Annotated in this window: 22 protein-coding genes and 1 pseudogene; 8 read left to right on the forward strand and 15 right to left on the reverse strand. The window is 71.1% G+C overall.

From position 1 onward, the window contains the following. Positions 1–39: 39 nt before the first annotated feature. The 3 genes and pseudogenes from tsf to AB0J90_RS23665 form a co-directional block, all read right to left on the reverse strand. The gene (gene tsf / locus AB0J90_RS23655) at positions 40–867 is read right to left on the reverse strand and encodes a translation elongation factor Ts (protein WP_363599144.1); all 828 of its coding nucleotides are present in this window, start codon (positions 865–867) and stop codon (positions 40–42) included. A 134-nt stretch (positions 868–1,001) separates the two neighbouring features. Continuing rightward, on the reverse strand, positions 1,002–1,850 hold the full coding sequence (gene rpsB / locus AB0J90_RS23660; protein WP_326560380.1) for a 30S ribosomal protein S2: 849 nt from the start codon (positions 1,848–1,850) through the stop codon (positions 1,002–1,004). A 274-nt stretch (positions 1,851–2,124) separates the two neighbouring features. Beyond that, positions 2,125–2,583: pseudogene (locus AB0J90_RS23665) on the reverse strand (hypothetical protein); the annotation flags it as partial. Between the two features lie 1,225 nt (positions 2,584–3,808). Between AB0J90_RS23665 and AB0J90_RS23670 the strand changes: the two are divergent. Together AB0J90_RS23670 and AB0J90_RS23675 are read left to right on the forward strand one after the other, a co-directional pair. Further along, a complete protein-coding gene (locus tag AB0J90_RS23670) occupies positions 3,809–4,960 on the forward strand; it encodes a DUF2332 domain-containing protein (protein WP_363599146.1) in 1,152 nt (383 codons plus the stop codon). Between the two features lie 129 nt (positions 4,961–5,089). Continuing rightward, on the forward strand, positions 5,090–5,467 hold the full coding sequence (locus AB0J90_RS23675; protein ID WP_363599148.1) for a YraN family protein: 378 nt from the start codon (positions 5,090–5,092) through the stop codon (positions 5,465–5,467). A 101-nt stretch (positions 5,468–5,568) separates the two neighbouring features. Here the strand turns inward: AB0J90_RS23675 and AB0J90_RS23680 are convergent, their stop codons facing one another. Next, positions 5,569–7,014, reverse strand: coding sequence for a glycerophosphodiester phosphodiesterase family protein (locus AB0J90_RS23680; RefSeq protein ID WP_363599150.1), 1,446 nt, complete (start codon positions 7,012–7,014; stop codon positions 5,569–5,571). 165 nt (positions 7,015–7,179) lie between these two features. On the opposite strand from AB0J90_RS23680, the gene AB0J90_RS23685 reads away from it, so the two are divergent. Next, a complete protein-coding gene (locus tag AB0J90_RS23685) occupies positions 7,180–8,433 on the forward strand; it encodes an acyltransferase (protein ID WP_363599152.1) in 1,254 nt (417 codons plus the stop codon). Between the two features lie 61 nt (positions 8,434–8,494). Here AB0J90_RS23685 and AB0J90_RS23690 read toward each other — a convergent pair whose 3' ends face one another. After that, positions 8,495–8,986 carry a hypothetical protein gene (locus tag AB0J90_RS23690; protein WP_363599154.1) on the reverse strand — a complete coding sequence of 164 codons (492 nt, stop codon included), beginning with the start codon at positions 8,984–8,986 and terminating at the stop codon, positions 8,495–8,497. Positions 8,987–9,254: 268 nt separating this feature from the next. On the opposite strand from AB0J90_RS23690, the gene AB0J90_RS23695 reads away from it, so the two are divergent. Then, positions 9,255–10,088 (forward strand): GNAT family N-acetyltransferase, encoded by an 834-nt coding sequence (locus tag AB0J90_RS23695; protein WP_363599156.1) that lies wholly within the window; start codon positions 9,255–9,257, stop codon positions 10,086–10,088. A gap of 89 nt (positions 10,089–10,177) precedes the next feature. On the opposite strand, the gene AB0J90_RS23700 is transcribed toward AB0J90_RS23695, so the two are convergent. Continuing rightward, on the reverse strand, positions 10,178–10,816 hold the full coding sequence (locus AB0J90_RS23700; RefSeq protein ID WP_363599158.1) for a GNAT family N-acetyltransferase: 639 nt from the start codon (positions 10,814–10,816) through the stop codon (positions 10,178–10,180). 112 nt (positions 10,817–10,928) lie between these two features. Between AB0J90_RS23700 and AB0J90_RS23705 the strand changes: the two genes are divergently transcribed. After that, positions 10,929–11,873, forward strand: a complete 945-nt coding sequence (locus tag AB0J90_RS23705) for a MerR family transcriptional regulator (RefSeq protein WP_363599160.1) — start codon at positions 10,929–10,931, stop codon at positions 11,871–11,873. A gap of 52 nt (positions 11,874–11,925) precedes the next feature. Beyond that, positions 11,926–13,011 carry a beta-eliminating lyase-related protein gene (locus tag AB0J90_RS23710; RefSeq protein ID WP_363599162.1) on the forward strand — a complete coding sequence of 362 codons (1,086 nt, stop codon included), beginning with the start codon at positions 11,926–11,928 and terminating at the stop codon, positions 13,009–13,011. 3 nt (positions 13,012–13,014) lie between these two features. On the opposite strand, the gene AB0J90_RS23715 is transcribed toward AB0J90_RS23710, so the two are convergent. From AB0J90_RS23715 to AB0J90_RS23725, 3 genes are read right to left on the reverse strand one after another with little or no spacing between them, the layout of a single operon-like run. Continuing rightward, positions 13,015–13,503 (reverse strand): carboxymuconolactone decarboxylase family protein, encoded by a 489-nt coding sequence (locus tag AB0J90_RS23715; RefSeq protein WP_363599164.1) that lies wholly within the window; start codon positions 13,501–13,503, stop codon positions 13,015–13,017. Further along, entirely contained in the window at positions 13,504–13,833 is a 330-nt protein-coding gene (locus AB0J90_RS23720) for a GNAT family N-acetyltransferase (protein WP_363599166.1), read from the reverse strand. 34 nt (positions 13,834–13,867) lie between these two features. Then, entirely contained in the window at positions 13,868–14,845 is a 978-nt protein-coding gene (locus AB0J90_RS23725; protein WP_363599168.1) for a pirin family protein, read from the reverse strand. A 148-nt stretch (positions 14,846–14,993) separates the two neighbouring features. Between AB0J90_RS23725 and AB0J90_RS23730 the strand changes: the two genes are divergently transcribed. Further along, a complete protein-coding gene (locus AB0J90_RS23730) occupies positions 14,994–15,932 on the forward strand; it encodes a mycothiol acetyltransferase (protein WP_363599170.1) in 939 nt (312 codons plus the stop codon). 16 nt (positions 15,933–15,948) lie between these two features. Here AB0J90_RS23730 and AB0J90_RS23735 read toward each other — a convergent pair whose 3' ends face one another. Together AB0J90_RS23735 and AB0J90_RS23740 are read right to left on the reverse strand one after the other, a co-directional pair. Then, positions 15,949–16,488 (reverse strand): GNAT family N-acetyltransferase, encoded by a 540-nt coding sequence (locus tag AB0J90_RS23735; protein WP_363599172.1) that lies wholly within the window; start codon positions 16,486–16,488, stop codon positions 15,949–15,951. Between the two features lie 67 nt (positions 16,489–16,555). Continuing rightward, on the reverse strand, positions 16,556–16,903 hold the full coding sequence (locus AB0J90_RS23740) for a helix-turn-helix domain-containing protein (protein WP_363599174.1): 348 nt from the start codon (positions 16,901–16,903) through the stop codon (positions 16,556–16,558). A gap of 108 nt (positions 16,904–17,011) precedes the next feature. Between AB0J90_RS23740 and AB0J90_RS23745 the strand changes: the two genes are divergently transcribed. Then, positions 17,012–18,121 (forward strand): FAD-dependent oxidoreductase, encoded by a 1,110-nt coding sequence (locus AB0J90_RS23745; protein WP_363599176.1) that lies wholly within the window; start codon positions 17,012–17,014, stop codon positions 18,119–18,121. Positions 18,122–18,205: 84 nt separating this feature from the next. Here AB0J90_RS23745 and AB0J90_RS23750 read toward each other — a convergent pair whose 3' ends face one another. From AB0J90_RS23750 to AB0J90_RS23765, 4 genes are all read right to left on the reverse strand, one after another. After that, positions 18,206–18,415, reverse strand: a complete 210-nt coding sequence (locus AB0J90_RS23750) for a hypothetical protein (protein WP_363599178.1) — start codon at positions 18,413–18,415, stop codon at positions 18,206–18,208. Continuing rightward, positions 18,412–18,624 (reverse strand): hypothetical protein, encoded by a 213-nt coding sequence (locus AB0J90_RS23755; protein WP_363599180.1) that lies wholly within the window; start codon positions 18,622–18,624, stop codon positions 18,412–18,414. Before AB0J90_RS23755 ends, AB0J90_RS23750 begins: the two co-directional genes overlap by 4 nt. Beyond that, positions 18,621–18,890 (reverse strand): hypothetical protein, encoded by a 270-nt coding sequence (locus AB0J90_RS23760; RefSeq protein ID WP_363599182.1) that lies wholly within the window; start codon positions 18,888–18,890, stop codon positions 18,621–18,623. The genes AB0J90_RS23755 and AB0J90_RS23760 overlap by 4 nt, the downstream gene beginning before the upstream one ends. A gap of 659 nt (positions 18,891–19,549) precedes the next feature. Further along, on the reverse strand, positions 19,550–20,551 hold the full coding sequence (locus tag AB0J90_RS23765) for a helix-turn-helix transcriptional regulator (RefSeq protein WP_363599184.1): 1,002 nt from the start codon (positions 20,549–20,551) through the stop codon (positions 19,550–19,552). Between the last annotated feature and the right edge of the window lie 128 nt (positions 20,552–20,679).

Genomic DNA, 20,679 nt, shown 5'->3' on the forward strand with positions numbered 1-20,679 from the left:
ACCCGGGCCGCGATGGCCCGGACCGACGGTGGGATCCGCTCAGGCCTGGCCGACCTCGAAACGGACGAAGCGGGTCACGGTGATGCCCGCCTCGGCGAGCACCTGCTTGACCGTCTTCTTGTTGTCCGTCACGGACGGCTGCTCGATCAGGACGTAGTCCTTGAAGAAGCCGTTCACCCGACCCTCGACGATCTTCGGCAGCGCCGCTTCCGGCTTGCCCTCCTCGCGGGCGGTCTGCTCGGCGATGCGCCGCTCCGACTCGACCGTCTCGGCCGGCACCTCGTCACGGGTGACGAACTTCGGCCGCATCGCCGCGATCTGCATCGCCGCGCCGCGCGCGTCAGCGTCCGCGGCCTCGTCGGTCTTGCCGGTGTACTCGACCAGTACGCCCACGGCCGGCGGCAGGTCCTGCGCCTTGCGGTGCAGGTAGACCGCGACGGTGCCGTCGAGTACGGCGAAGCGGTTGAGCACCAGCTTCTCGCCGATCTTGGCCGACTGCTCCTGGATCAGGTCGGCGACGGTCTTGCCGTTCAGCGTCGAGGCGAGCAGCCCCTCGGCGTCACTCACGCCGGACTGCACGCCGTGCTCGACCAGCTGCTGGGCCAGCGCGATGAAGTCCTCGGTCTTGGCGACGAAGTCGGTCTCGCAGTTGAGCTCGAGCAGCGCCTTGCCGGAGTGCGCGACCAGGCCGTTCGCGGCGGTACGGCCGGCCCGCTTGCCGACGTCCTTGGCACCCTTGATGCGCAGCAGCTCGATGGCCTTGTCGAAGTCGCCCTCAGCCTCGGTGAGCGCCTTCTTGGAGTCCATCATGCCGGCGCCGGTCAGGTCGCGGAGCCGCTTGACATCCGCAGCGGTGAAGTCTGACATGACTCTCTCTTCGGTGATTGGGACTGCGATTGATGATTCGCTAAAGGGATAACTTCGGATCCGGGCGCGTGGTGTCCACGTACGCGCTCGGGCCAGCCGGCCGCGGTGTGCGGCCGGCCGACCCGGCGGCAGGGTCACTCAGCGGCGGCGGCCACGGGTTCCGCGGCCTTCGGCTCCGAGTCGTCGGCCTTCTTGTCGGTGTCCTCGATCAGCTCGCGCTCCCACTCGGCGAGCGGCTCGTCGGCGGCCACCACACCCGGCTCCGGCTTCTCGTCGCCGCCACGGTGCTTGCCGGAGCGGGCGATCAGGCCGTCGCCGACCGCCGCCGCGATCACGCGGGTGAGCAGCTCGGCGGAACGGATCGCGTCGTCGTTGCCCGGGATCGGGAAGTCGACCTCGTCGGGGTCACAGTTGGTGTCGAGCACCGCGATCACCGGGATGCCCAGCTTGCGGGCCTCGTCGACGGCGATGTGCTCCTTCTTGGTGTCGACGACCCAGATCGCGGCCGGCACCTTGGTCATGTCCCGCAGACCACCCAGCGTCCGGGTGAGCTTGATCTTCTCCCGGGAGAGCTGCAGGGTTTCCTTCTTGGTGTAGCCCGCGGCGGTGCCGGACAGGTCACCCAGCGCCTCCAGCTCCTTCATCCGCTGCAGCCGCTTGTAGACCGTCTGGAAGTTGGTCAGCATGCCACCGAGCCAGCGGTGGTTGACGTACGGCTGGCCGACCCGGGTCGCCTGCTCGGCGATGGCCTCCTGGGCCTGCTTCTTGGTGCCGACGAACAGGATGCTGCCGCCCTCGGCGACGGTCCGGCGAACGTACTCGTACGCCGTCTCGATGTACTCGAGGGTCTGGCGCAGGTCGATGATGTAGATGCCGTTGCGCTCGGTGAAGATGAAGCGCTTCATCTTCGGGTTCCAGCGGCGGGTCTGGTGCCCGAAGTGGACACCACTTTCCAGCAGCTGACGCATGGTCACTACGGCCATGGTGGGGTGCTCCTTCGATGTCCCTGGTTGTCACGCCGGGCCGGTTGGCCCGGCGTCCTGGCGCCTGGTCGACGGTCATGGTGGGCCCAATCAAGATCGGGACCAGGGGGCCGTCGTCCCACGGGCAACCGTGGAAAGGGCGCGCGAGGTCGACCGCGCAGGGCGGTCGCCATTGCCAAGTGTACGCCCCGCGCCCCTCGCCTCCGCACAAGCCCGGCAGGCCGGGCTATCGCGGGGACACCGGTGACGCCGGGGACGAGTGGTGCGTTCCGGCTCAGCCGGCGGCGAGCGCGGCAGCGACGAACAGGACCAACCCGACGGTGAGGTACGCGGTCGGCGGACGCAGCCACACCCTGCCCGGATCACCGATGGCCGCACCCCCGGTCAACAGCGCGTACATGCCGGTGGCGAACATCGGGAGGCCGAATGCGAGGAATGCCCCGGAGATGACACCGCTGGGCGATACCGGCCCGCCCACCGCCCCGTCCACCAGGATCCGGAGTGCCGGTACCTCGAAGACCACCACCAGTACGGCAAAGAGCAGGGCGATGACCGGGCGGCGGGTCCGGTACACGCCGTCGCCGGCCGGCGGACCACCCGTACCGATCCGACGCGGGCCGTCGGCCGGCTCGCCGTACAGGCCGGCGGGGTCGCCGATCGGGAACTCCGCGCCCGGCGGGAGGTCACCCGGCCGGGCCGGGATCATGATCATCGGGCCGGTGGGCAGGTGCAGTGCCCCGGTGGCCGGGTCGACCTGCGGGGACGGGCCGGCCGCGGCGGCGTCCCGGTCGTAGCCGCCGGGCCCGAGCGGGACCTCGGCTCCGAGTCCCGCCGAGGCGGGCTGCTGCGCGCCCCGGCCACCGGCGACGATCGGGTAGCCGGACAGCGGCGGCCGTTCCGCGGCGACCGCGCTCCGGGCCGGTTCGGTCACGCCACGGGCCGGTTCGGTCACGCCGCGGGCCGGTTCGGTCACGCCGCGGGCCGGTTCGGTCACGCCGCGGGCCGGTTCGGTCACGCCACGCCCGCCGTCGACCGCCGGGTCGGCCAGCCGCCCTGTGGTCTCGGCCCGGCCGGGCGGGACATCGCCGCCCCGGCCCGGTTCACCCGCGTCCCGGCCGGCGCGTTCCGCGGGTACGGGAACGACGTCCGGCCGTACCCGGATCGCTTCGAGCGGGTCGCGCCCCAGGTCGAGCGGCTCCGTGTAACGCTCGGCGGCGGCGTACCGGTCGGGCTCGTTGCGGAACCGGTCCGGCTCGGCGCGGAACCGGTCCGACCCCCCGGTGAAGCGGTCCGGCTCCCCGGTGAAACGGTCCGGCTCCCCGGCGAAGCGGTCCGGCTCCCGGCCCGGGCGGTCGAGGTCGGCGACGAAACGGTCGGGATCGGCGGTGAAGCGGTCCGCACCAGCCGGGTAGCGATCACGGTCGCGGCGGGAGTCGGCGTCCGGGTCGACGGAGCGGCGGTCCGAACCGGCCGCAAACCGCTCGGACTCCGGGCTCGGGTAACGCTCGGACTCCGGGCTCGGGTAACGCTCGGACTCGGCCGGATAGCGGTCGGCGAGCGGGTCGGTGGTGGCGTGCCGGCTCTCCCCGGGCGATCCCGCGCGCGACTCGGTGCCCGGATAGCCGTCCGCCGGGTAACGCGTGTCGGTGCTGGTCCGCCAGTCCGACTCGGGATATCCGCGGTCGTCGGCGTACCAGCGCGGCTGCTCCTGACCCTCGGGGAAGTTCCGTTGTCCGTCCACGATCGGGCACCGTAAACGACCCGCCCGAGGCGGCGCCAATTAGATGACCTTGATGCCCGGCTTGTTGCCGCTTCTGACTTCCGGCCGACGCGCCGCTTTTTATCCGCGTTGCGGAGATTCCCCGGCGGAGGCCTGGGCACACCGACGGTCGGGGCGCGTACCTGCACGTGACGAAGGTCGCTGCGCGCGGCGGCAGGTCAGCGGACCATCACCCGGTATGACGGTCACCGAGGAGTTCGCCCTGGCGGAGATGTTCCGCCGCTTCGCCCGGCACGAGTTCCGCGGTGTCTCCCCCCGGTACGAGTACCTGTCCGGACTGCTCGCCGAGCGGCCCGACCTGTCCGGGCCGCTGCGCGCCGCCAATCCGGGCCAGCGGCGGGCGATCCTCTACTTCGCCGCCGTGCAGTACCTGCTCCGGACGACCGCGGCGGGGCATCCGCTCGCGGCGTACCTGCCGACCCTCGGCGGCGGGCGTGGCGTCGACGACGGGCTGGGCGTGGCGTTCGCCGACCTGGTCGGTGCGTACCGGGACGAGCTGACGGCGATCTGCGGCACTCGGACCACCCAGACCAACGAGGCCCGGCGGGGTGCGGTGCTGCGGGCGGGTTTCGGCCGGGCGGCCGCGTACGCCGAGGATCGTCCGCTGCACCTGGTCGAACTCGGCACCAGCGCCGGCCTGCTGCTGATCAGCGACCGGTACGCCTGCCGGTACGTCGGCCCGGACGGCCGCACCGAGACGTACGGGCCGGCCGGGGTGTCGGAGGCGCTGACCATGACGGTCGGGCTGCACGGTCCCGGCTGGCCCGAGCCGGCCGCCGCCGAGCTGACGATCGCGGATCGGGTCGGTATCGACCTCGCCCCGATCGACGCCACCGACCCGGTGGCCACCGACTGGTTGCGGGCCTGCGTCTGGCCGGAGCAGACCGAACGGCTGGCCCGGTTGGAGGCGGCGCTCGCCGAGGTGGCGCTGGTCGGACCGCGGCTGGTCGCCGGGGACATGGTGCAGACGCTGCCCACGCTGCTCGCGGAGGTCCCGGACGAGGTGGTGCCGGTGGTCTTCGCCTCGATGGCGCTGACCTATCTCGACCGGGCCGACCGGCAGCGGCTGGCCGTGATCCTGGCCGAGGTCGGCGCCCGGCGTGACCTGACCGTGGTGCTCAGCGAGGCCTCCGTGTCCGGTGCCGAACTCTTCCTCGACCGACGGCCGGCGACGGCCGGACCGCCGGGGGTGCTCGCCGCCGCGCTGCTCACCGTGGTCGCCTGGCGCGACGGCCGGGCCACCGTCGAGGTGCTGGGGCGCACCGGCGGGCACGGCGACTGGTTGGAATGGCACCCCATGACGTACGCGTACGCGCCGCCGTCCGCCTGACCAGCGCGGGAAGTCGGCCACTTAGCACAGCGGTGGCTTGATCGTCCGGCTGTCCACAGGGGCCTCCGTCGTCCACAGGCTCGCCCTCGCCGGCCGCGTCGCACGGCTGTCTCGGTCACGCTCGACTTCATGACCCTGGAACGGAAGGCGGTCGGCGCGTACGGCGAGCGGTGTGCCGTACGGCACCTGGTGGCGAACGGTCTGCGGGTGGTGGACCGAAACTGGCGTACGCCCGCCGGGGCGCACGGTCCGGCCGGGGAAATCGACATCGTCGCCTGGGACGGTGCCGTACTGGCGTTCTGCGAGGTGAAGACCAGGCGAGGCGCCACCTTCGGTCCACCCGCCGAGGCGGTCGTACCGGCAAAGGCGCGGCGGCTGCGGCGGCTGGCCGCGCAGTGGCTGGCACAGTCCGGCGCGCATCCGGCCGAGGTCCGCTTCGACGTGGTCTCGGTGTTCGCGCCGGCCCGCGGCGCGGCTCGCGTCGAACACCTCAAGGGGGCCTTCTGAACCCCGGGCCGCCTGAGCCCCGGCCGGTGAGCTGCGGCAACCGGCGGCAGAGGACACCGACCGGGGCACGGCTCACCAGCGGGGCAGGGGCGGAGTGTGGGTCAGCCGGGGTTGGCGGCGTTCCAGTCGACGAGTTCGGGCGAACGGTTGGTGATGATCCCGTCCACCCCGAGGCCCTTGAGCTGCTGCCACTGGTTGGCCGAGTCGACCGTCCAGACCATCAGCGCGACCCCGGCGGTGTGCAGGTTGGCGATCACCGCCGGCCGGGCGGTCAACGCCGCCACCGCCGGGTTGTACGCGGTCAGGTGGTACTGCCGCGCGATCGCCACCGGGTCCGCGTCGAGCGTGCTGCGCAACAGACCGAGCGGGATCTCCGGGGCAAGCTGGTAGCTGTAGGTGAGCGCGCTGGTCTCGAAGCTCTGGATGAAGACCCGACCGGTCATCTGCTCGGCCCGGATGATGTCGATGATCCTGGCGACCTCGGCCTTCGTGTGGACACCCTTGATCTCCAGCAGCAGCTTGCCGCCGCGCGTACGCAGGTCGGCCAGTTGCTCGGCCAGCGTCGGCAGGCGTACGCCGGTGAACTGCGGGCCGAACCACGAACCGGCGTCGAGTTGCTTGAGCTGGGCGGCGGTGAGGCTGCGGATCGCTCCGGTGCCGTTGGTGGTGCGGTTCACCGTGCTGTCGTGCATCACGAAGGGCACGCCGTCCTTGCTCGGCTGGACGTCGTTCTCGATCCAGTCGGCGCCGTTGCTGCGGGCGATGTCCTGCGCGACGAGGGTGTTCTCCGGCGCCACGGCGGAGGCGCCCCGGTGGGCGATGACGGTCAGCGGCGCACCGACCGGCCGGATGTACGGGCTCGGCGCCAGCTCGGTGACCTTGACGTTGTCGAACGAGACGGTGGCGCCGTTCACGATCAGCGCCTGTACGCCAGCGGCCGAACGCTGCAGACTGCTGGTCCGCAGCACCTCCCGGCCGGCGAAGAACCAGCGCGCGTTGATGCCGTGCACCTCGGCGGCGATGCTGATGTCCCTACCGGTGCCGGCGGCCGATGGCGCCGCGGCTGTGTTGGTCACGTTCCACGTGTTCGCCGTGGTGAGCTGGGCGAACTCCAGCCCGTTCGCGGCGGTGCTGCCGCTGCGCAGGGTGGCGATCCACCACGGCGGGGCACCGGCGGTCGGTACGTCGAGCCCGAGCGCGGTCCACCGGGTCGCCTCGGCCACCGACTCGAACCGGACCGTCGCCTCGAGCCGGAAATCGTTCAGGTGCCGACCAAAGGTGATCTTCTTCGAGCCGCTGCCGGCGGCCCCGTACAGCCGTCCGTTCTTGACCGTCCAGTCACCGTCGACGGCCCGCCAGCCGGCGGGCAGGCCGCCGGTGTCGAAGTTCGCGGAGACGACGACGCTGCCGGGCGCGGCGGCGGCCGGCGTGGTGGTGTCGACGGCGGTGAGCGTGGCCACCGAGGCGGCCAGCGCCAGCAGCGCGACGGCGACCCGGCCGGGGGTGGTGGCACGGGCGGGCGTGAGGCCCGATCGAGTGAAGACCATGATTGGGCACGGTAGGGCGGACCGGGGAACATCCGACCCGGAACCGGTGACGAGTACGGAAATCAGGGATGTACGGCTCATCGCCGGCCGAAGTGGCTGATCCCTCACGGAAGCGGACCCAGGCTGGTGGCGTGCACCGGCCGACCGGTTAGAGTGCCGGGCGTCATGACGAGCACTCCCACGGCCGCTGCCGCTGGCCGCCCCCTGAGCAAGCTGCCGTCACTGACCGGGTTGCGGTGGATCGCCGCGATGCTGGTCTTCGGCTTCCACGTCGGGACGATGCGGGTCATCGCCGAGCCCGACTACCACGCCGTGGTCAGCAAGGTGTTCACCCTCGGCCTGTCCGGGGTCCAGTTCTTCTTCATCCTGAGCGGCTTCGTGCTGGTCTGGTCGGCCCGACCCGGTGACACCCCGCTGGCGTTCTGGCGGCGGCGAGCCGCGAAGATCTTCCCCAACCACGTGGTGCTGTGGGCGGCGGTGCTGCTGCTCGGGCTCTACTGGGCGGACCCGTTCAATCTCAAGGTCGCGATCACCAACCTCTTCCTGGTGCAGGCCTGGAACCCGACCCCGGGGTGGTTCTACAGCGTCAACACGGTGAGCTGGTCGCTCTCCTGCGAGCTGTTCTTCTACCTGTGCCTGCCCCTGGTGCTCCCGCTTATCCGCCGTCTGCGGCCCTGGGTGCTGGTCGCGGTGATCGTCGCGATGCCGCTGCTGATCCTCTCCCTCTGGCCGGGTCAGCTACTGGTGCCGGAGGCGGACCGCTGGTGGTTCACCCAGGTGTTCCCGCTGGTGCGTTCGCTGGAGTTCTGGATGGGGGTGGCGGCGGCCGAGCTGATGGTGCGCGGCCGGTGGCGCGGCCCCAACCTCAAGATCGCCACCGTGATCTTCCTGCTGACCTGGGTGGCCGCCACCCAGTGGATCCGCGCCGAGCTGTGGACGACCCTGCTGGCCGCCGCGTACATCCTGGTGATCGCGGCGGCGGCCGACGCGGACGTACGCGGAACCTGGTCGCCGTGGCGGTCCCGGCCGATGCGCTGGCTCGGCGAGGTCTCCTTCGCCTACTACCTGGTGCACGTGTTCGTGGTGACCAGCGTGATGCGGGCGACGAACCACCAGGGTGGTTTCCCCGGTTGGCAGGGACCGGCCGCCGCCGTCGGCTTCCTGCTGCTCAACCTCGTCCTCGCCGGGCTGCTGTACCGCTTCGTCGAGACCCCGATGATGCGCCTGCTCGGACCCCGTCGGCGCCCGTCGCCGACCACACCGGCACCGGTACCCGATCGGGAAGCCGGGCATGTGCCGGACCGGATCGTGCCGCACCAGCGTGGTACGGCCGACCGGGACCGCGACCCGAACCCGGCGGACGGTCCGGCCGGGGATCGAAGCACCGCACCGGCCCGGAACGCCGAACGGGTCAACTGACACCCGACGGCCGACGGCCAACCGTCCACCGTGGTCGGCAACGGTCGAGTGGGCGAGCCGTTCAGGGTGACTGCACCGGGTACGCGCCGGGGGCGTACGGCATCGAACTGGACTGCGGTGGCGGGAAGTCCCGGCGCTCGGTCTGGGCGAAGCCGGCGGACCGGACCTGCTCCCGAGGCCAGCCACCGGCCTCGTGGAACAGCCGCAGGGCGGTGTCCACCACCTCACCGAGCGGTTCATGTGCCTCGATGTCGATGGTCGCGCCAGGGGTCTCGATCCGAACCTTCGTCGGCCCGGGCCGGGTGGTGACCGCCACGGTGGGACCCTCGGTCGAGATCGCCACCGTGGGAACCCCGGTGGTGACCTCCACCGTGGGGACCCCGGTGGACGCCTCACCGGTCACGGTCAGCGGCTCGGTGGACGCCTCACCGGTCACGGTCAGCGGCTCGGTGGACGCCTCACCGGTGGCGGTCAGCGGCTCGGTGGACGCCTCACCGGTGGCGGTGGATGCCTCGGTGGGTGGTGCCGCGGGCTGGGCGGGAACGCTCGTCACGGCATCATTCTGCCGCCGCGACGCCCCGCCACGCCACGTGCGGTCGCCCGGCTGCGGCTCAGCGGGCCCAGCGCAGCGGGAGTCGAAGATGCGCTCACCCCGTACGCCGAACCGGGTAGCGACCGTCACACCGAGGTCCAGATCACAGCAGTCGGTCGCCGGGTCAGCTTGGTGCGGCCACCGCCACCTGCCCATAGTTGTGGCTGCCGTACGGGCGTAGGCGCTGCTCAGCGTGCCCGACCACTATTTGACGCCCGGAGGATTCCCCGTGTCGGTTAATGATCGACTGTCCGCGCTCGCCGAGCTGGCCGAGGCCGAGGTGATGTTCCAGTTCGAGTCCGGCGCACCGGAGGACGTCCGGTCCGCCCTCGGGATGGCACAGACCCGGATCGGCGGCGGCGTCGCGTTGTCGATGCGACACGACCCGGCCGGCGGCTACTGGAACAAGGCGCTCGGCTTCGGCTTCGGCGAGCCGGTCACCGCCAAGACGATCGCCGAGGTCTGCGACTTCTACCGGGAACAGGGCCGCCAGCAGGCGACCATCCAGATCGCACCGTCCCGGCTGCCGGACGACTGGGACGAGATCTGCGCCGCGCAGGGCATCACGCCGGGCTCGTACTGGGTGCAGCTGACCCGGGAGGTGACCGACTTCCCGACGGTCGAGACGACGTTGCGGATCACCGAGGTCGACACCAGCCAGGCGGCGCAGTGGGCCTCGGTGCTGATGCGCGGCTTCGGCATGCCCGAGGAGGGTCTGGCGGAGATGATGGCCGCCACCGTCGCCCACCCCGACTTCCGCGCGTACGCGGCCTGGGACGGCGACGAGATGGTCGCGGCCGCCAACCTGTTCGTCCACGGCGAGGCCGGCGGGATCTCCGGCGCCTCGACGCTGCCCACCCACCGGGGTCGGGGCGCCCAGTCGGCACTGCTGGCGGCCCGCGCCCGGGGCGCCGCCGAGGCCGGCTGCCGGTGGCTGACCGCGCAGACCGGCCGGCCGGCCGAAGGTGACCATAACGCGTCGCTGGAGAACATGCGCAGGCTCGGCTTCCAGATCAACTACGACCGGCGCAACTGGGTCTGGCAGGCGGACGTCCTGGCCTGACCGGGTTCTGGCAGGCGACCGACACCGGCCTGATCGTCTGCCAGGTGGGCGACTCGTCTGCCAGGTGGGCGACACCCGGCTGGCCGGGCTCAGGTCGGGGTGACCGCCGGTCGCCACATGGGTTGGATGCCGGGGCCGCCGTCCGGCAGCACGATCGGGGCACCGAGCGCCCGGAACCCGTGCCGCTCGTACAGCTTGCGATTGCGGGGTGTGCTCGCCTCCAGGTAGGCCGCGACCCGGTCGGCATCGGCTCGGGCGAGTTGGTGTGCCAGCATCGCGCCGCCGAGCCCGCGACCCCGGTGCTCCGGTAGGACCACCATCAACTGGAGATACCAGTGCGGCTCGTCGCGCGGGTGACGGCGCTGGGTCAGCTCGTGCACGAGGGCCATCCGGGGCGCGTACTCGCCGTATGCCTGGGCGAAGACGGCGGTCAGCTCCTCCGGGGAGGGGCCGGGTGCAACCGCGTCACCGTCGGTGTACTCCCAGAGGGACAGCCCTGCGATCCCGCCGGAGTCGTCCTGGGCGACCAGGATCTCGCCGGTGGCGAGCACCCCGTGCACCCACCCGACGGTCTGCTCCGCGCCGGAGCCGAGCCGGTCGCGGCGTATCCGCTCGTCCGGTACCACCCAACCGACCACGGCCTCGTCCAGGCTCGCCTCGCCGAGGACGGTCGCGATCGCCGCCGCCTCGTCCGCGCCGGCCCTTCGTACGGTCACACTTCCAGCCATCGTTTTCCTCCCCCGTTCCGGAACAGCAACCATAGTTCGGGCCACGATGGACGGCCGCCCCCACGGAACCGAAGTTTGAGTCTCCGGTGAGTGGAGGGTGCAGGCTGCTCCCATGGACGACGGCACCGACCCGCAGCGGTACACGATCGGGCAGTTGGCGCGGCGTACCGGGCTGGCGGTGCGGACGATCCGCTACTGGTCCGACGTCGGGGTGGTGCCGCCGGTGGACCGGTCGGTCGGTGGTTACCGCCGGTACGACGCGAGCGCGGTGGCCCGGCTGGACCTGGTCCGTACGCTGCGTGAACTCGGTCTGGGCCTGGAAGCCGTACGCCGGGTGCTCGCCCGGCAGGACGCCCTGTCCGAGGTGGCGCGGCTGCACGTCAGGGCCCTCGACGCGGAGATCCGTACGCTGCGGCTGCGCCGAGCCGTGCTGTCCACCGTCGCCAACCGTGGCAGTACAACCGAGGAGCTGGCATTGATCCACAAACTGGCCCGACTCTCGGTACGGGAGCGCCAGCAGGTCATCGACGACTTCGTCGACGAGATCTTCGCCGGGGTCGACGACTCCGACGGTCTGGTGGTCGCGGGATGGATGCGGGAGTTGCCGACGGAGTTGCCCGACGACCCGACCGCCGAGCAGGTGGACGCCTGGGTGGAGTTGGCGGACCTGGTCGCGGACGAGGACTTCCGTCGGTCCGTACGGCGAATGGTGTTGTCCGGCCGGGACGACAACCGGCTGGACTTCGGTCTCACCATCCGCCCGGCGGTGATCGAGCACGCGGGGCGGGCGGTGGCGGAGGGAATCGCGCCGGGGTCGGCCGAAGGCGTGGCGGTACTCGCCCGGATCGTCCCCACCGACCTGCCGGAGCCGGAGCGAGCCGCCCTGCTGACCTGGCTGGAGACGGTGGCCGATCCCGCCGTGGAGCGGTACTGGGAGTTGTTGAGCCTGGTCAACGGGGTTACCCCGGCACCACCGGCGGTGCCCGCGTTCACCTGGCTGCTGGCCGCACTGCGGGCGACGCGACCCGGCTCGCCGACCCCGACGCACGCCCGGTGACGAAGGACAACCCTTATTGCAAACGGGTGGCAGCAAGGGCATGCTCTGGATCATGTCCGCGCCCGATACCCGCCCGCCGATCCGGCGATCCCTGTTCGCGCACGCGCCGATCCGGCTGAACCCGCAGGCGGTGCTCCGTGACCTGCTGGAACGGGTGGACGCCGACACCCCGCCGTCCGGGCCGGACGGGCCGGTGGCACAACTCGAACGGCGGGTGGCCACCCTGCTGGGCAAGGAAGCGGCGCTGTTCTTCCCCACCGGGACGATGACGCAGCAGGTCGCGCTCCGGATCCACGCCCAGCGCCGCAACGTACCCGCGTTCGCCGCGCACCCGCAGACGCACCTGGAGGCCTGGGAGGCGCAGGGCTACCAGGTCGTGCACGGGCTGCGTTTCCACCCGGCCGGTGACCGGCACCGGTTGATGACCGGCGCGGACATCGAGACCATCGGTGAGCCGCTGGCGGCGGTGCTGTGGGAGTTGCCGCAGCGCGACATCGGCGGCCTGCTGCCCGAGTGGGACGACCTATTGGCGCAGGTCGAGACGGCACGCGCGGGTGGGGCGGCGACGCACCTGGACGGGGCCCGGCTCTGGGAGGCGCAGACCTACTACCGCCGACCGTTCGACGAGATCGCCGACCTCTTCGACACCGTGTACGTGTCGCTCTACAAGGCGCTCCAGGGCGTACGCGGCGCGATCCTGGCCGGTGACGCGGCGACGATCGCGGAGGCGGCGGTGTGGCGTACCCGGCTCGGTGGTGCGATCCACGACGCCTGGCCGCTCGCGCTGGCCGCGCTCGCCGGGCTCGACACGCTGCTGCCCCGGATGCCGGCCTACCGCGAGCACGCGATCGCGATCGCGGCGGCGATCAACGCCGACGGCTTGGCCCTGGCCTGGCCGGACCCGCCGCAGACACCGATGTTCCACGTACACCTGCCGGCCGGTCCCGCGGCAGTCGAACGCGCCGCCGCCGCGATGCTGGCCGAACACGGCGTCCAACTCTTCGGTCGGATCCGGTCCGCGCCGGATCCGACCAGGTCGAGCTTCGAGGTCAGCGTGCACGAAAACGCGATGGACTTCACCCCGGCCGAGGTGGTCGACCTGCTGCGGGAGCTGGTGCTGCGCGCGGTCCGCGACTGACGCCTAGCCGGCGTCCGCGGTCACCGCCGGGCTCTGCACGGGTACGCGGTGCCGGCTGAGGATCGACACCCGGTTGAACGCGTTGATCGTGATCGCCGCCCAGCTCAGTACGGAGATCTCGTCGGCGGTCAGCACGGACTCGATCCAGGCGTAGTCGGTGTCGCCGATCCGCTCCCCCGCCACCAGGGTCGCCCCCTCGGCGAGCATCAGCGCGGCCCGTTCCTTCGCGTCGAACAGCTCCGTCTCCCGCCACACGGACAGTACGGAGAGCCGGTGCGTGGTCTCGCCCTCGGCCAGCGCCCGCGCGGTGTGCAGTTGCAGGCAGTAGCCGCACCCGTTGAGCTGCGAGACCCGGATGTTGACCAGTTCGAGCAGGCGACGGCCCAGGCCGAGTTCGGTGGCCTGGGCGCGTACCTGGATCGCGGTCGCGTTGAGCGACTTGAAGATCGCGGGTGACTGCTTGTCGAGGTAGAGCCGGCGGCCCGGTGTCACCTACGCACCGAGCCGGGCGAGCAGGTTCGGGGTGACCGGGTCGACCAGGTCGTCGTACTGGTGGTGGCGACCGAGGTACGACTTCACGAACGGGCAGATCGGCACGATCCGCAGCCCGGCGGTGCGTACGTGGTCGAGTGCTCCGGTGACGAGCAGGCTGCCCAGCCCTTGGCCGCCGTACTCCTTGCCGATCTCGGTGTGGAAGAAGACCCGTTGGCCGTCGTTGTCGAAGAACTTGGCGAAACCGGCAACCGTGCCGTCGACGGTGATGGTGTACCGGTGTCCGGGCTCGTCCAGCTCGACGGTCGGTTCGGGGGCGGTGTTCGTCATGGCGTGTCTCGACTCCTTCTCAGAGGTACGGGGCTCAGGGGCGGAGCTTCAGCCGGCCGCCCGGCAGCGGCGGCGCGGGAATGAGCTGCTCCCAGTCGGAGGGGAACGTTCCGTAGGGCAGTTCACCGGTGCCGGTGTCGCCTTCGCCGAAGGCCTGTGCCTGCCAGCGGTTGCGGTACTCGACGACCTCCTCGTGCGTACGCCCGATGAAGTTCCACCACATGATGATCCGCTCGTTGAGCGGCTCACCGCCGAGCAGCAGGATCCTGGCCGGTCCCTGCTCGGCGGTTACGGTGAGGGTGGCCGGTCCCGCCTGGACGAAGAGCAGTTCGGACTGACCGACGCCGGCACCGGCGACGGTGATCCGGCCGTCGTCGACCAGGATGCCGTGCTCGAAGGTCGGGTCGACCTCGATCGTCACCGTCGCGCCGGCCTCGATCCGGATCTCCGCCCCGACCAGGCGGGTGGCCGTACGGACCGGGGAGGTCGAGCCCATCAGGGATCCGATGAAAACGCTCAGCTTGGCCCCGGCGAGGTCGATCGGCTCGGGGGTGTAGTGCTCGAACCGTGGCTCGCCGTGGCGCTCGTGGTCGGGCAGGGCGATCCAGAGCTGCGCCCCGCGCAGGACGGTGGTGTCCGGGGTGGAGAACTCGGAGTGGGCGATGCCCCGGCCGGCGGTCATCAGGTTCACCTCGCCCGGCCGGACCGTACGGACCGAACCGACCGTGTCCTTGTGTTCGATCTCCCCGTCGAAGAGCCAGCTCACGGTCTGCAGTCCGGTGTGCGGGTGCCCGTTGACCGACATCCCCCCGGATTCGGTGACGTCGTCCGGGCCGTAGTGGTCGACGAAACACCACGCGCCAATCAGCGACCTGGCCCGCTGCGGCAAAGTCCGGCGTACGTTCAGCGCCCGCAGCCCGCCGAGCGGGACCAGCCGGGGTTCCAGGATCTGGAGTCCCTCGGGTCCGGACTCGCAGGTGGTGAACTCCGGATCGGCCTCCGTGGTGCTCACGTACGTCCTCCAGCCTCCCGACGGCTACCGGATCTCCGCCGTCAACCCAGCGAGCGTAGCCCGCGCCCGGAGTGAAAACACTTGGCCGGCATCGGCTGCCCCCGACCATGCGATGATCGGCACGCTGCCGTACCCGAAGGGCCTTTTCTTGACCACGATCCGTGTTGCCCATGCCGACGAGATCCCCGCGCTCGTGCGGTACCCGGACGACGCCGAGCGTTCCGCCGGCACCGCCGCCTACCTGACCGACCTGCTCGCGAAGCGCTGCACCCGACCGGAGTGGTGCCTGGTGGCGGAGGAGGACGGTCACCTGGTCGGCAGCGTGGTGCTGTGGGGGATGCCGGGCCACGAGGTGCCCGGTGATGTCGTGCTTCTGGAAGCGCCCTGGGACGACGAGACCGACCCGGCCGTCGGGCTGGCCCTGCTCGCGGAGGCGGCGACCCTGGCCAGGACGCTCGGCGCCACCGAACTGGGGCATGTGGTCGACTCCCCCGCTCAGGCACCGCAGTTCCAGCGCCACCCCGAGCAGCGCGGTGAGCTGCTGCGCCGGGCCGGCTTCACGGTGGCCCGCGACGGGCGACGTTTCCGCTGGGTGGCGGGCGGGGAGCTGCCCGCGCAGGACGGGCGGCTGCGGTTCCGGTCGCTGGCCGAGCTGGGTCGGGAACCCTTCGTCGACCTGCTGGAAACCCTGCTCGGCGACACCGCCGACGCCAGGCTGACCGAGGACGTACGCCGGCACGGCCTGCGCCGGGCCGCCGAGCTGCTGTTCGAGGAGACGGCCGAACTCCGGCACGAGCCGCAGTGGTGGGAAATCGGGTACGCCGCCGACGGCAGTCCGGCGGTGGTCAGCCTGCCCGCGCACAACCCCGCGTTCCCGGTGATCGGATTCGTCGGGGTGGCTCCCGCGCACCGGGGCCGGGGCTACAGCTCCTCGGTGGTGGCGCGGGGCACGGCGATCCTGGCCGAGAACGGCGCGACCGAGATCCGGGGCGACTGCGACGTACGCAACGTCGCGATGTTCAGGGGCTTCCAGCGCGCCGGTTACGACAACTTCGCCAACCGGATGGAGTACGTCCGCCCGCTCTGAGGCCTATTTTGGCAGCTCAGGTCTGGTTGGGCAGCTCGCGGCGCATGCAGACCCGGGTGGTGAGGTCGAGGCCGAAGGCGCGTTCCGCCTCCAGCACCTCGGCCAGGCCCGGCGTGATCTCCCCGTCGGTCAGCTCCCGGTAGCCGCAGCGGGCGTAGTAGGGCGCGTTCCACGGCACCGTCCGGAACGTGGTCAGCGTGCACGCCGCGAGCCCCCGACCGGCTGCCCAGTCCGCGACGTGGTCCAACAGCACCCGGCCGATGCCCCGGCGGGTGTGGTCCGGATGGACGCTCACCTGCTCGACGTGGGCACAGCCGTCGACCAGGTCCACCACCACGAAGGCGATCACGGCACCGTGGTCGTCGCAGCCCACCCACGCCCGCCCCGCCCGCTGGTACGCGGCGAACACGTCGGGGGCGAGTGGCTGGTTGTCCGCGATGTCGGCCATGCCGATGTGCCGGAAGAGATCACCGGCGGCGACCTGGATCACCGGCAGGTGCACCAGGTCTTCCGGGGTGGCGGGCCGCACCGGCACCGTGGCGGGCTGAACTGTCATGGTTGCGCACCCAACCAGGTCGGCTGGACTGTTGTCGACCGCTTTGCCGGCGAGGTGCGCCGAAAGATCAGCTCTTGTCGGCGGGCAGGTGGTTCGTGGCCCAGCGGGAGATCTCGGTAAGGACCGGAACGAGCGCCTGCCCACCCGGGGTGAGCTGGTACGACACCGCCACCGGCGGTCCGGGCTCCACCGTACGGGCGACGAGGCCGACCTCGGTCAACTCGGACAGCCGGTCGGAAAGCACCGAATCGCTGACACCCTCGACCGCTCGGGACAACTCGCGGAACCCAGCCGGCCCGTTGCGCAGGCTGCCGAGCACCAGGGCACTCCACCGCTTGCCCAACACACCGAACGCGCGTGCCAGGGCCGCGTCTGCGCGGTCGCAGTCGCCTGCGTGGTTGACGGCGCCGGTCATGCCACCAAAGCTAGCAGATCCGCTGGCGCTATGCTTTTCGAAGCGGCTAGTCTTGCCGACGGTTCACCCGGTATTAGAAGTGACTATCAAACCTGGAGCGACGAGCAAATGACTGAGACATCCCGCCCGCGTCCGAGCGTGGCCGTCCTCGGCGGCGGGTACGCCGGATTCAAGGTCGCCAAGGCACTCGACGACGTCGCCGACGTGACCCTCGTCGACCCCTCCGACGCCTTCCTGCATAACGTGGCGTCCTGGCGCGCTCTGGTCGAGCCGGAGTGGGTGGAGCGGATCTTCCTCCCGTACAGCCGGCTCCTGCACCACGGACGGTTCGTGCGCGACCGGGCAGCCGCGGTCGAAGGCCGGCAGGTCACGCTCGCCTCCGGCGAGCGCCTGGAGCCGGACTACCTGATCCTGGCCACCGGCTCGTCCTACCCGTTCCCCGCCAAGAGCGACGAGACGGAGAGCACGACCGCACAGGCCAAGTTCCGCGACGCGCACCAGGAGTTGCGCGGCGCCCAGCGGGTGCTGCTGGTCGGCGCCGGGCCGTCCGGCCTGGAACTCGCCGGGGAGATCAAGTCGTCCTTCCCGGAGAAGCAGGTGACCCTGGTCGACTCCGGCCCGGACATCCTGCCCGGCCGGTTCGACCAGGCCCTCCGCGACGAACTGCGCGCCCAGCTCGACAAACTCGGGGTCGAACTCAAGCTCGGCAGCCGGCTGAACGCACTGCCCGGCATCGCCCCGGCCACCGCCGGACCGGTGTCGGCCACCACGGTCGACGGTGAGGAACTGACCGCCGACATCTGGTACCGGTGCTTCGGCGTCGGCCTGCAAACCGACTACCTGCACGGCGCGCTCGCCGAAGCCCGCAACGAGCAGGGGTACGTCCGGGTCGACGGCCAGCTCCGGGTCACCGGCCAGGAACGGGTGTTCGCCATCGGCGACATCTCCGACGCCGACGCCAACATGGCGGGCATGGCGACCCGGCAGGCCGAGCTGGTCGCCGCGAACCTGCGCACGCTGATCACCGGTGAGGGCGAGATCACGACGTACGAGCCGGCCGGGGTCATGATCGCGGTCCCGCTCGGCCCGGAAGGCGGCGCCGGACAGCTCCCCTGGATCGAGGGCATCGCCGGTGCCGAGGCGATCTCCGGCATCAAGGGCCGCGCCATGCTAGTCGAGATGTACAGCGCCCAGTTCGACGCCCCCGAGCGGGTCTGACCCGACGAGCAGGATCGGGGAGGTCCCGCCTGGGCGGGGCCTCCCCGTATTCCTGTCCGGGTCGGTTGCCGCCGACCCGGAGCCTCACACCAGGTACACGTCAGCGGTGGTCCCGTCGGGCCGGGTAACCGTGAGGTGCCCGTCCGGGGCCAGGTCGTGCAGGACCGCCGCCACCCGGAGCGCCCGGTTCATCGCCACCGTGCGATTGGTGCCCTGCTCGGCCGCGAGCCGGGTCAGCGCCTCGTCGGCGGGCCGGACCAGGTTCACCGTGACCTTGACGTAGGAAATGGTCACGAGGCGCGATCCGTCGCCGCGACAACCGGTGCGGGTGCGTCCGGATTCCGGACTTTGATCGCCCAGGCGAGTTGCGGGCAGCCGTCGGGGGTGCACTGACGGCACGTCCCCGGCTGCCAGGGATGCCGGCCGGGCTGGTGCTGCCGCAACGTCAGGTCTGCTCCCATCCTGATCGCCGCTGCGGTCAGTGGCTCGTCCATCCGGCTCATGGCGCCACCTCCCGCATGATCGCGGCGACGCGTACGTAGTTGCCGAAACAGGGCAGGTGCCCCGGCCGATCCGGATCCGTGCAGGTCGACCAGTGGGCGGACACCCAGACTTCCTGCTCGTTGTCACGGGTACGTGGGTCGGTCGGGTCGACGGCCACCACCCGGATCTCGGTTTCCGCTGTGGCCGGGCCGGCGCTGGCGTACCACTCGCCGGGTCCGAGGCGCAGGAGCGTGCCCCGAGGCACCGGGCCAATGTCCACCGTCATGTCACCGCCTCCTGTTTCACGGCGGCCAGCATCTCCGGATCGGTCACGAGCTGCCGCGCCCACCGGAGCCGGCTGCACCTGCCGGGCGCGTAGCACGGGCACAGCCCGCACTCCTCCCCAGCCTCGTGGCGGGCAACGATCACGCGGGCGATCCCGTGCAGTGAAGGCCATAGGGACCGAGAGAATCTGGAGAACCACTGCTGGAGTTCGTTCATCGCCGCCGCCACACCCACCGGGGGCGCCGGGTGTTCCAAAGGATCCGGACCAAGGCCCCCGTGGACCGGGCCACCGGCGGCTCCGACACCGGCGGAGCGTCCGCCGGCCGGTACGCACCGCACCGCGCGGGGTACTCGGTCGCCGGGCCGGGCCGTACCGGTGGGGCCGGCTCCGGATCAGTGGGTTCGAGCCATCGCATCGCATTCCTCCATCAGGTGGCCGGAGGGGCGCGACGACCCGTCCAGGGCAGCGCACCTCCGGGTGCCGAGCCTGCACGGGGTCAGGCCGGACACGATCGGGGAGCACGACCGATAGCGGAAGACGATCCAGGAATGGGAACCGCTACCGGCCGCGCTCACTCCCATCGTTACGGCACACGACGACGGTCACCAGGAGTTACCTGTCCGCTACCTGTCCGGTTGAGCTTGCGGACAGATGATCGTTCAGCTTCCCGCGTTAGCCAACGCCTGCCGGTATTCCGTCGTCCACTCGGCGTCGCGCTGATCGTCCGGCAGGCTGTCCAGCCCTGCGCGCAGGTTGTCCACTGCGGCGGCCGTGTTGCCGAGCGCCAGGTACGCCAGCCCGATGCCCATCCGGGAGAACGTCGGCGTCAACCAGTACGCGGCGCCCAGAGGCTCTTCCGCAGACGCAGTCTCGGTGAGGTCGCTCGCCGCGCCAAGCAGGCGTCCAGCCGCAGCCCTATCCCCCAGCAGGGCGTACCCGTGCGCGGCCTGCACCGCGTCGCCAACCCGCTGCAACGCGGTCGCCCCCGGCGTGTTGTACGCGGCGAGGAAGTGCCGCACGATGCCGCGAGAATTCCCACGCTGGCGTTCCAGATAGCCACGGAAGTTCTCCGCCTGGGCGGCAAGCGGCCCGTTGTCGATCTCGTCGGCCTGGTCGGCCGCCTCGACCAACACTCGCGTTGCCTCGGCGTCGTTGCGAGCCTCGGCGTGCAGCCAGCCGACGAACTGCGTCCACTCGGCAGCGACAGCATGCATCTCGGACGCGTGGGGACCGCGAGCCTGCACGGTGAAATCCAGGACGGTGCGCCACTGCGGCACGGCCCATGGCAGCATCATCGGCGCGGGCATCGCATCATCAAGGCGTCGCTGTGCAGCCAATGTGTCGGCGAGCAGGTGGACGGTGGCGGCGTCCAACCGCGATGGCCGGTCGATCACGTACTCGATTCGCTTTTGGTCATCCGGCGTGGTCACCGCTGGCGCGTCGGCAACCAGCGCGGCGAGCACCCCGCCGGCTTCAAGCGCGTCGTCCAGGCGTCGGGCAGTCTCGGGTGTCGGCCGACCTCGGCCGATCTCCAGATCGTGCAGGTAGCTCTTGCTGAAGTAGACACGCTTGGCCAGGTCACGCAGGGACAGACCGCGAGCGATACGCAGCTCAAGCAGGCGTGCTGGGAATCGCGGGTCGACGATGGGCGCGGGCGGCATCGGTACTCCCCGGGTAGAGGACTGGACAGCGGAACCGCCGGGCCTCTGCCCCCGGGAGTCGCCAGTTCGGACGGTACACGGTCAGAACGATCGAAGGCGCCGGCCACGACCCGAGATATGGAGGGCCA

The sequence above is a fragment of the Micromonospora sp. NPDC049523 genome (assembly GCF_040676775.1).
Taxonomy (GTDB): Bacteria; Actinomycetota; Actinomycetes; order Mycobacteriales; family Micromonosporaceae; genus Micromonospora_G.

Coding starts and splice junctions, on each gene's coding strand:
- tsf (WP_363599144.1), bottom strand. CDS start 867: ATGTCAGACTTCACCGCTGCGGATGTCAAGCGGCTCCGCGACCTGACC.
- rpsB (WP_326560380.1), bottom strand. CDS start 1,850: ATGGCCGTAGTGACCATGCGTCAGCTGCTGGAAAGTGGTGTCCACTTC.
- AB0J90_RS23670 (WP_363599146.1), top strand. CDS start 3,809: ATGACGGTCACCGAGGAGTTCGCCCTGGCGGAGATGTTCCGCCGCTTC.
- AB0J90_RS23675 (WP_363599148.1), top strand. CDS start 5,090: ATGACCCTGGAACGGAAGGCGGTCGGCGCGTACGGCGAGCGGTGTGCC.
- AB0J90_RS23680 (WP_363599150.1), bottom strand. CDS start 7,014: ATGGTCTTCACTCGATCGGGCCTCACGCCCGCCCGTGCCACCACCCCC.
- AB0J90_RS23685 (WP_363599152.1), top strand. CDS start 7,180: ATGACGAGCACTCCCACGGCCGCTGCCGCTGGCCGCCCCCTGAGCAAG.
- AB0J90_RS23700 (WP_363599158.1), bottom strand. CDS start 10,816: ATGGCTGGAAGTGTGACCGTACGAAGGGCCGGCGCGGACGAGGCGGCG.
- AB0J90_RS23705 (WP_363599160.1), top strand. CDS start 10,929: ATGGACGACGGCACCGACCCGCAGCGGTACACGATCGGGCAGTTGGCG.
- AB0J90_RS23710 (WP_363599162.1), top strand. CDS start 11,926: ATGTCCGCGCCCGATACCCGCCCGCCGATCCGGCGATCCCTGTTCGCG.
- AB0J90_RS23720 (WP_363599166.1), bottom strand. CDS start 13,833: ATGACGAACACCGCCCCCGAACCGACCGTCGAGCTGGACGAGCCCGGA.
- AB0J90_RS23735 (WP_363599172.1), bottom strand. CDS start 16,488: ATGACAGTTCAGCCCGCCACGGTGCCGGTGCGGCCCGCCACCCCGGAA.
- AB0J90_RS23740 (WP_363599174.1), bottom strand. CDS start 16,903: ATGACCGGCGCCGTCAACCACGCAGGCGACTGCGACCGCGCAGACGCG.
- AB0J90_RS23745 (WP_363599176.1), top strand. CDS start 17,012: ATGACTGAGACATCCCGCCCGCGTCCGAGCGTGGCCGTCCTCGGCGGC.
- AB0J90_RS23755 (WP_363599180.1), bottom strand. CDS start 18,624: ATGAGCCGGATGGACGAGCCACTGACCGCAGCGGCGATCAGGATGGGA.
- AB0J90_RS23760 (WP_363599182.1), bottom strand. CDS start 18,890: ATGACGGTGGACATTGGCCCGGTGCCTCGGGGCACGCTCCTGCGCCTC.
- AB0J90_RS23765 (WP_363599184.1), bottom strand. CDS start 20,551: ATGCCGCCCGCGCCCATCGTCGACCCGCGATTCCCAGCACGCCTGCTT.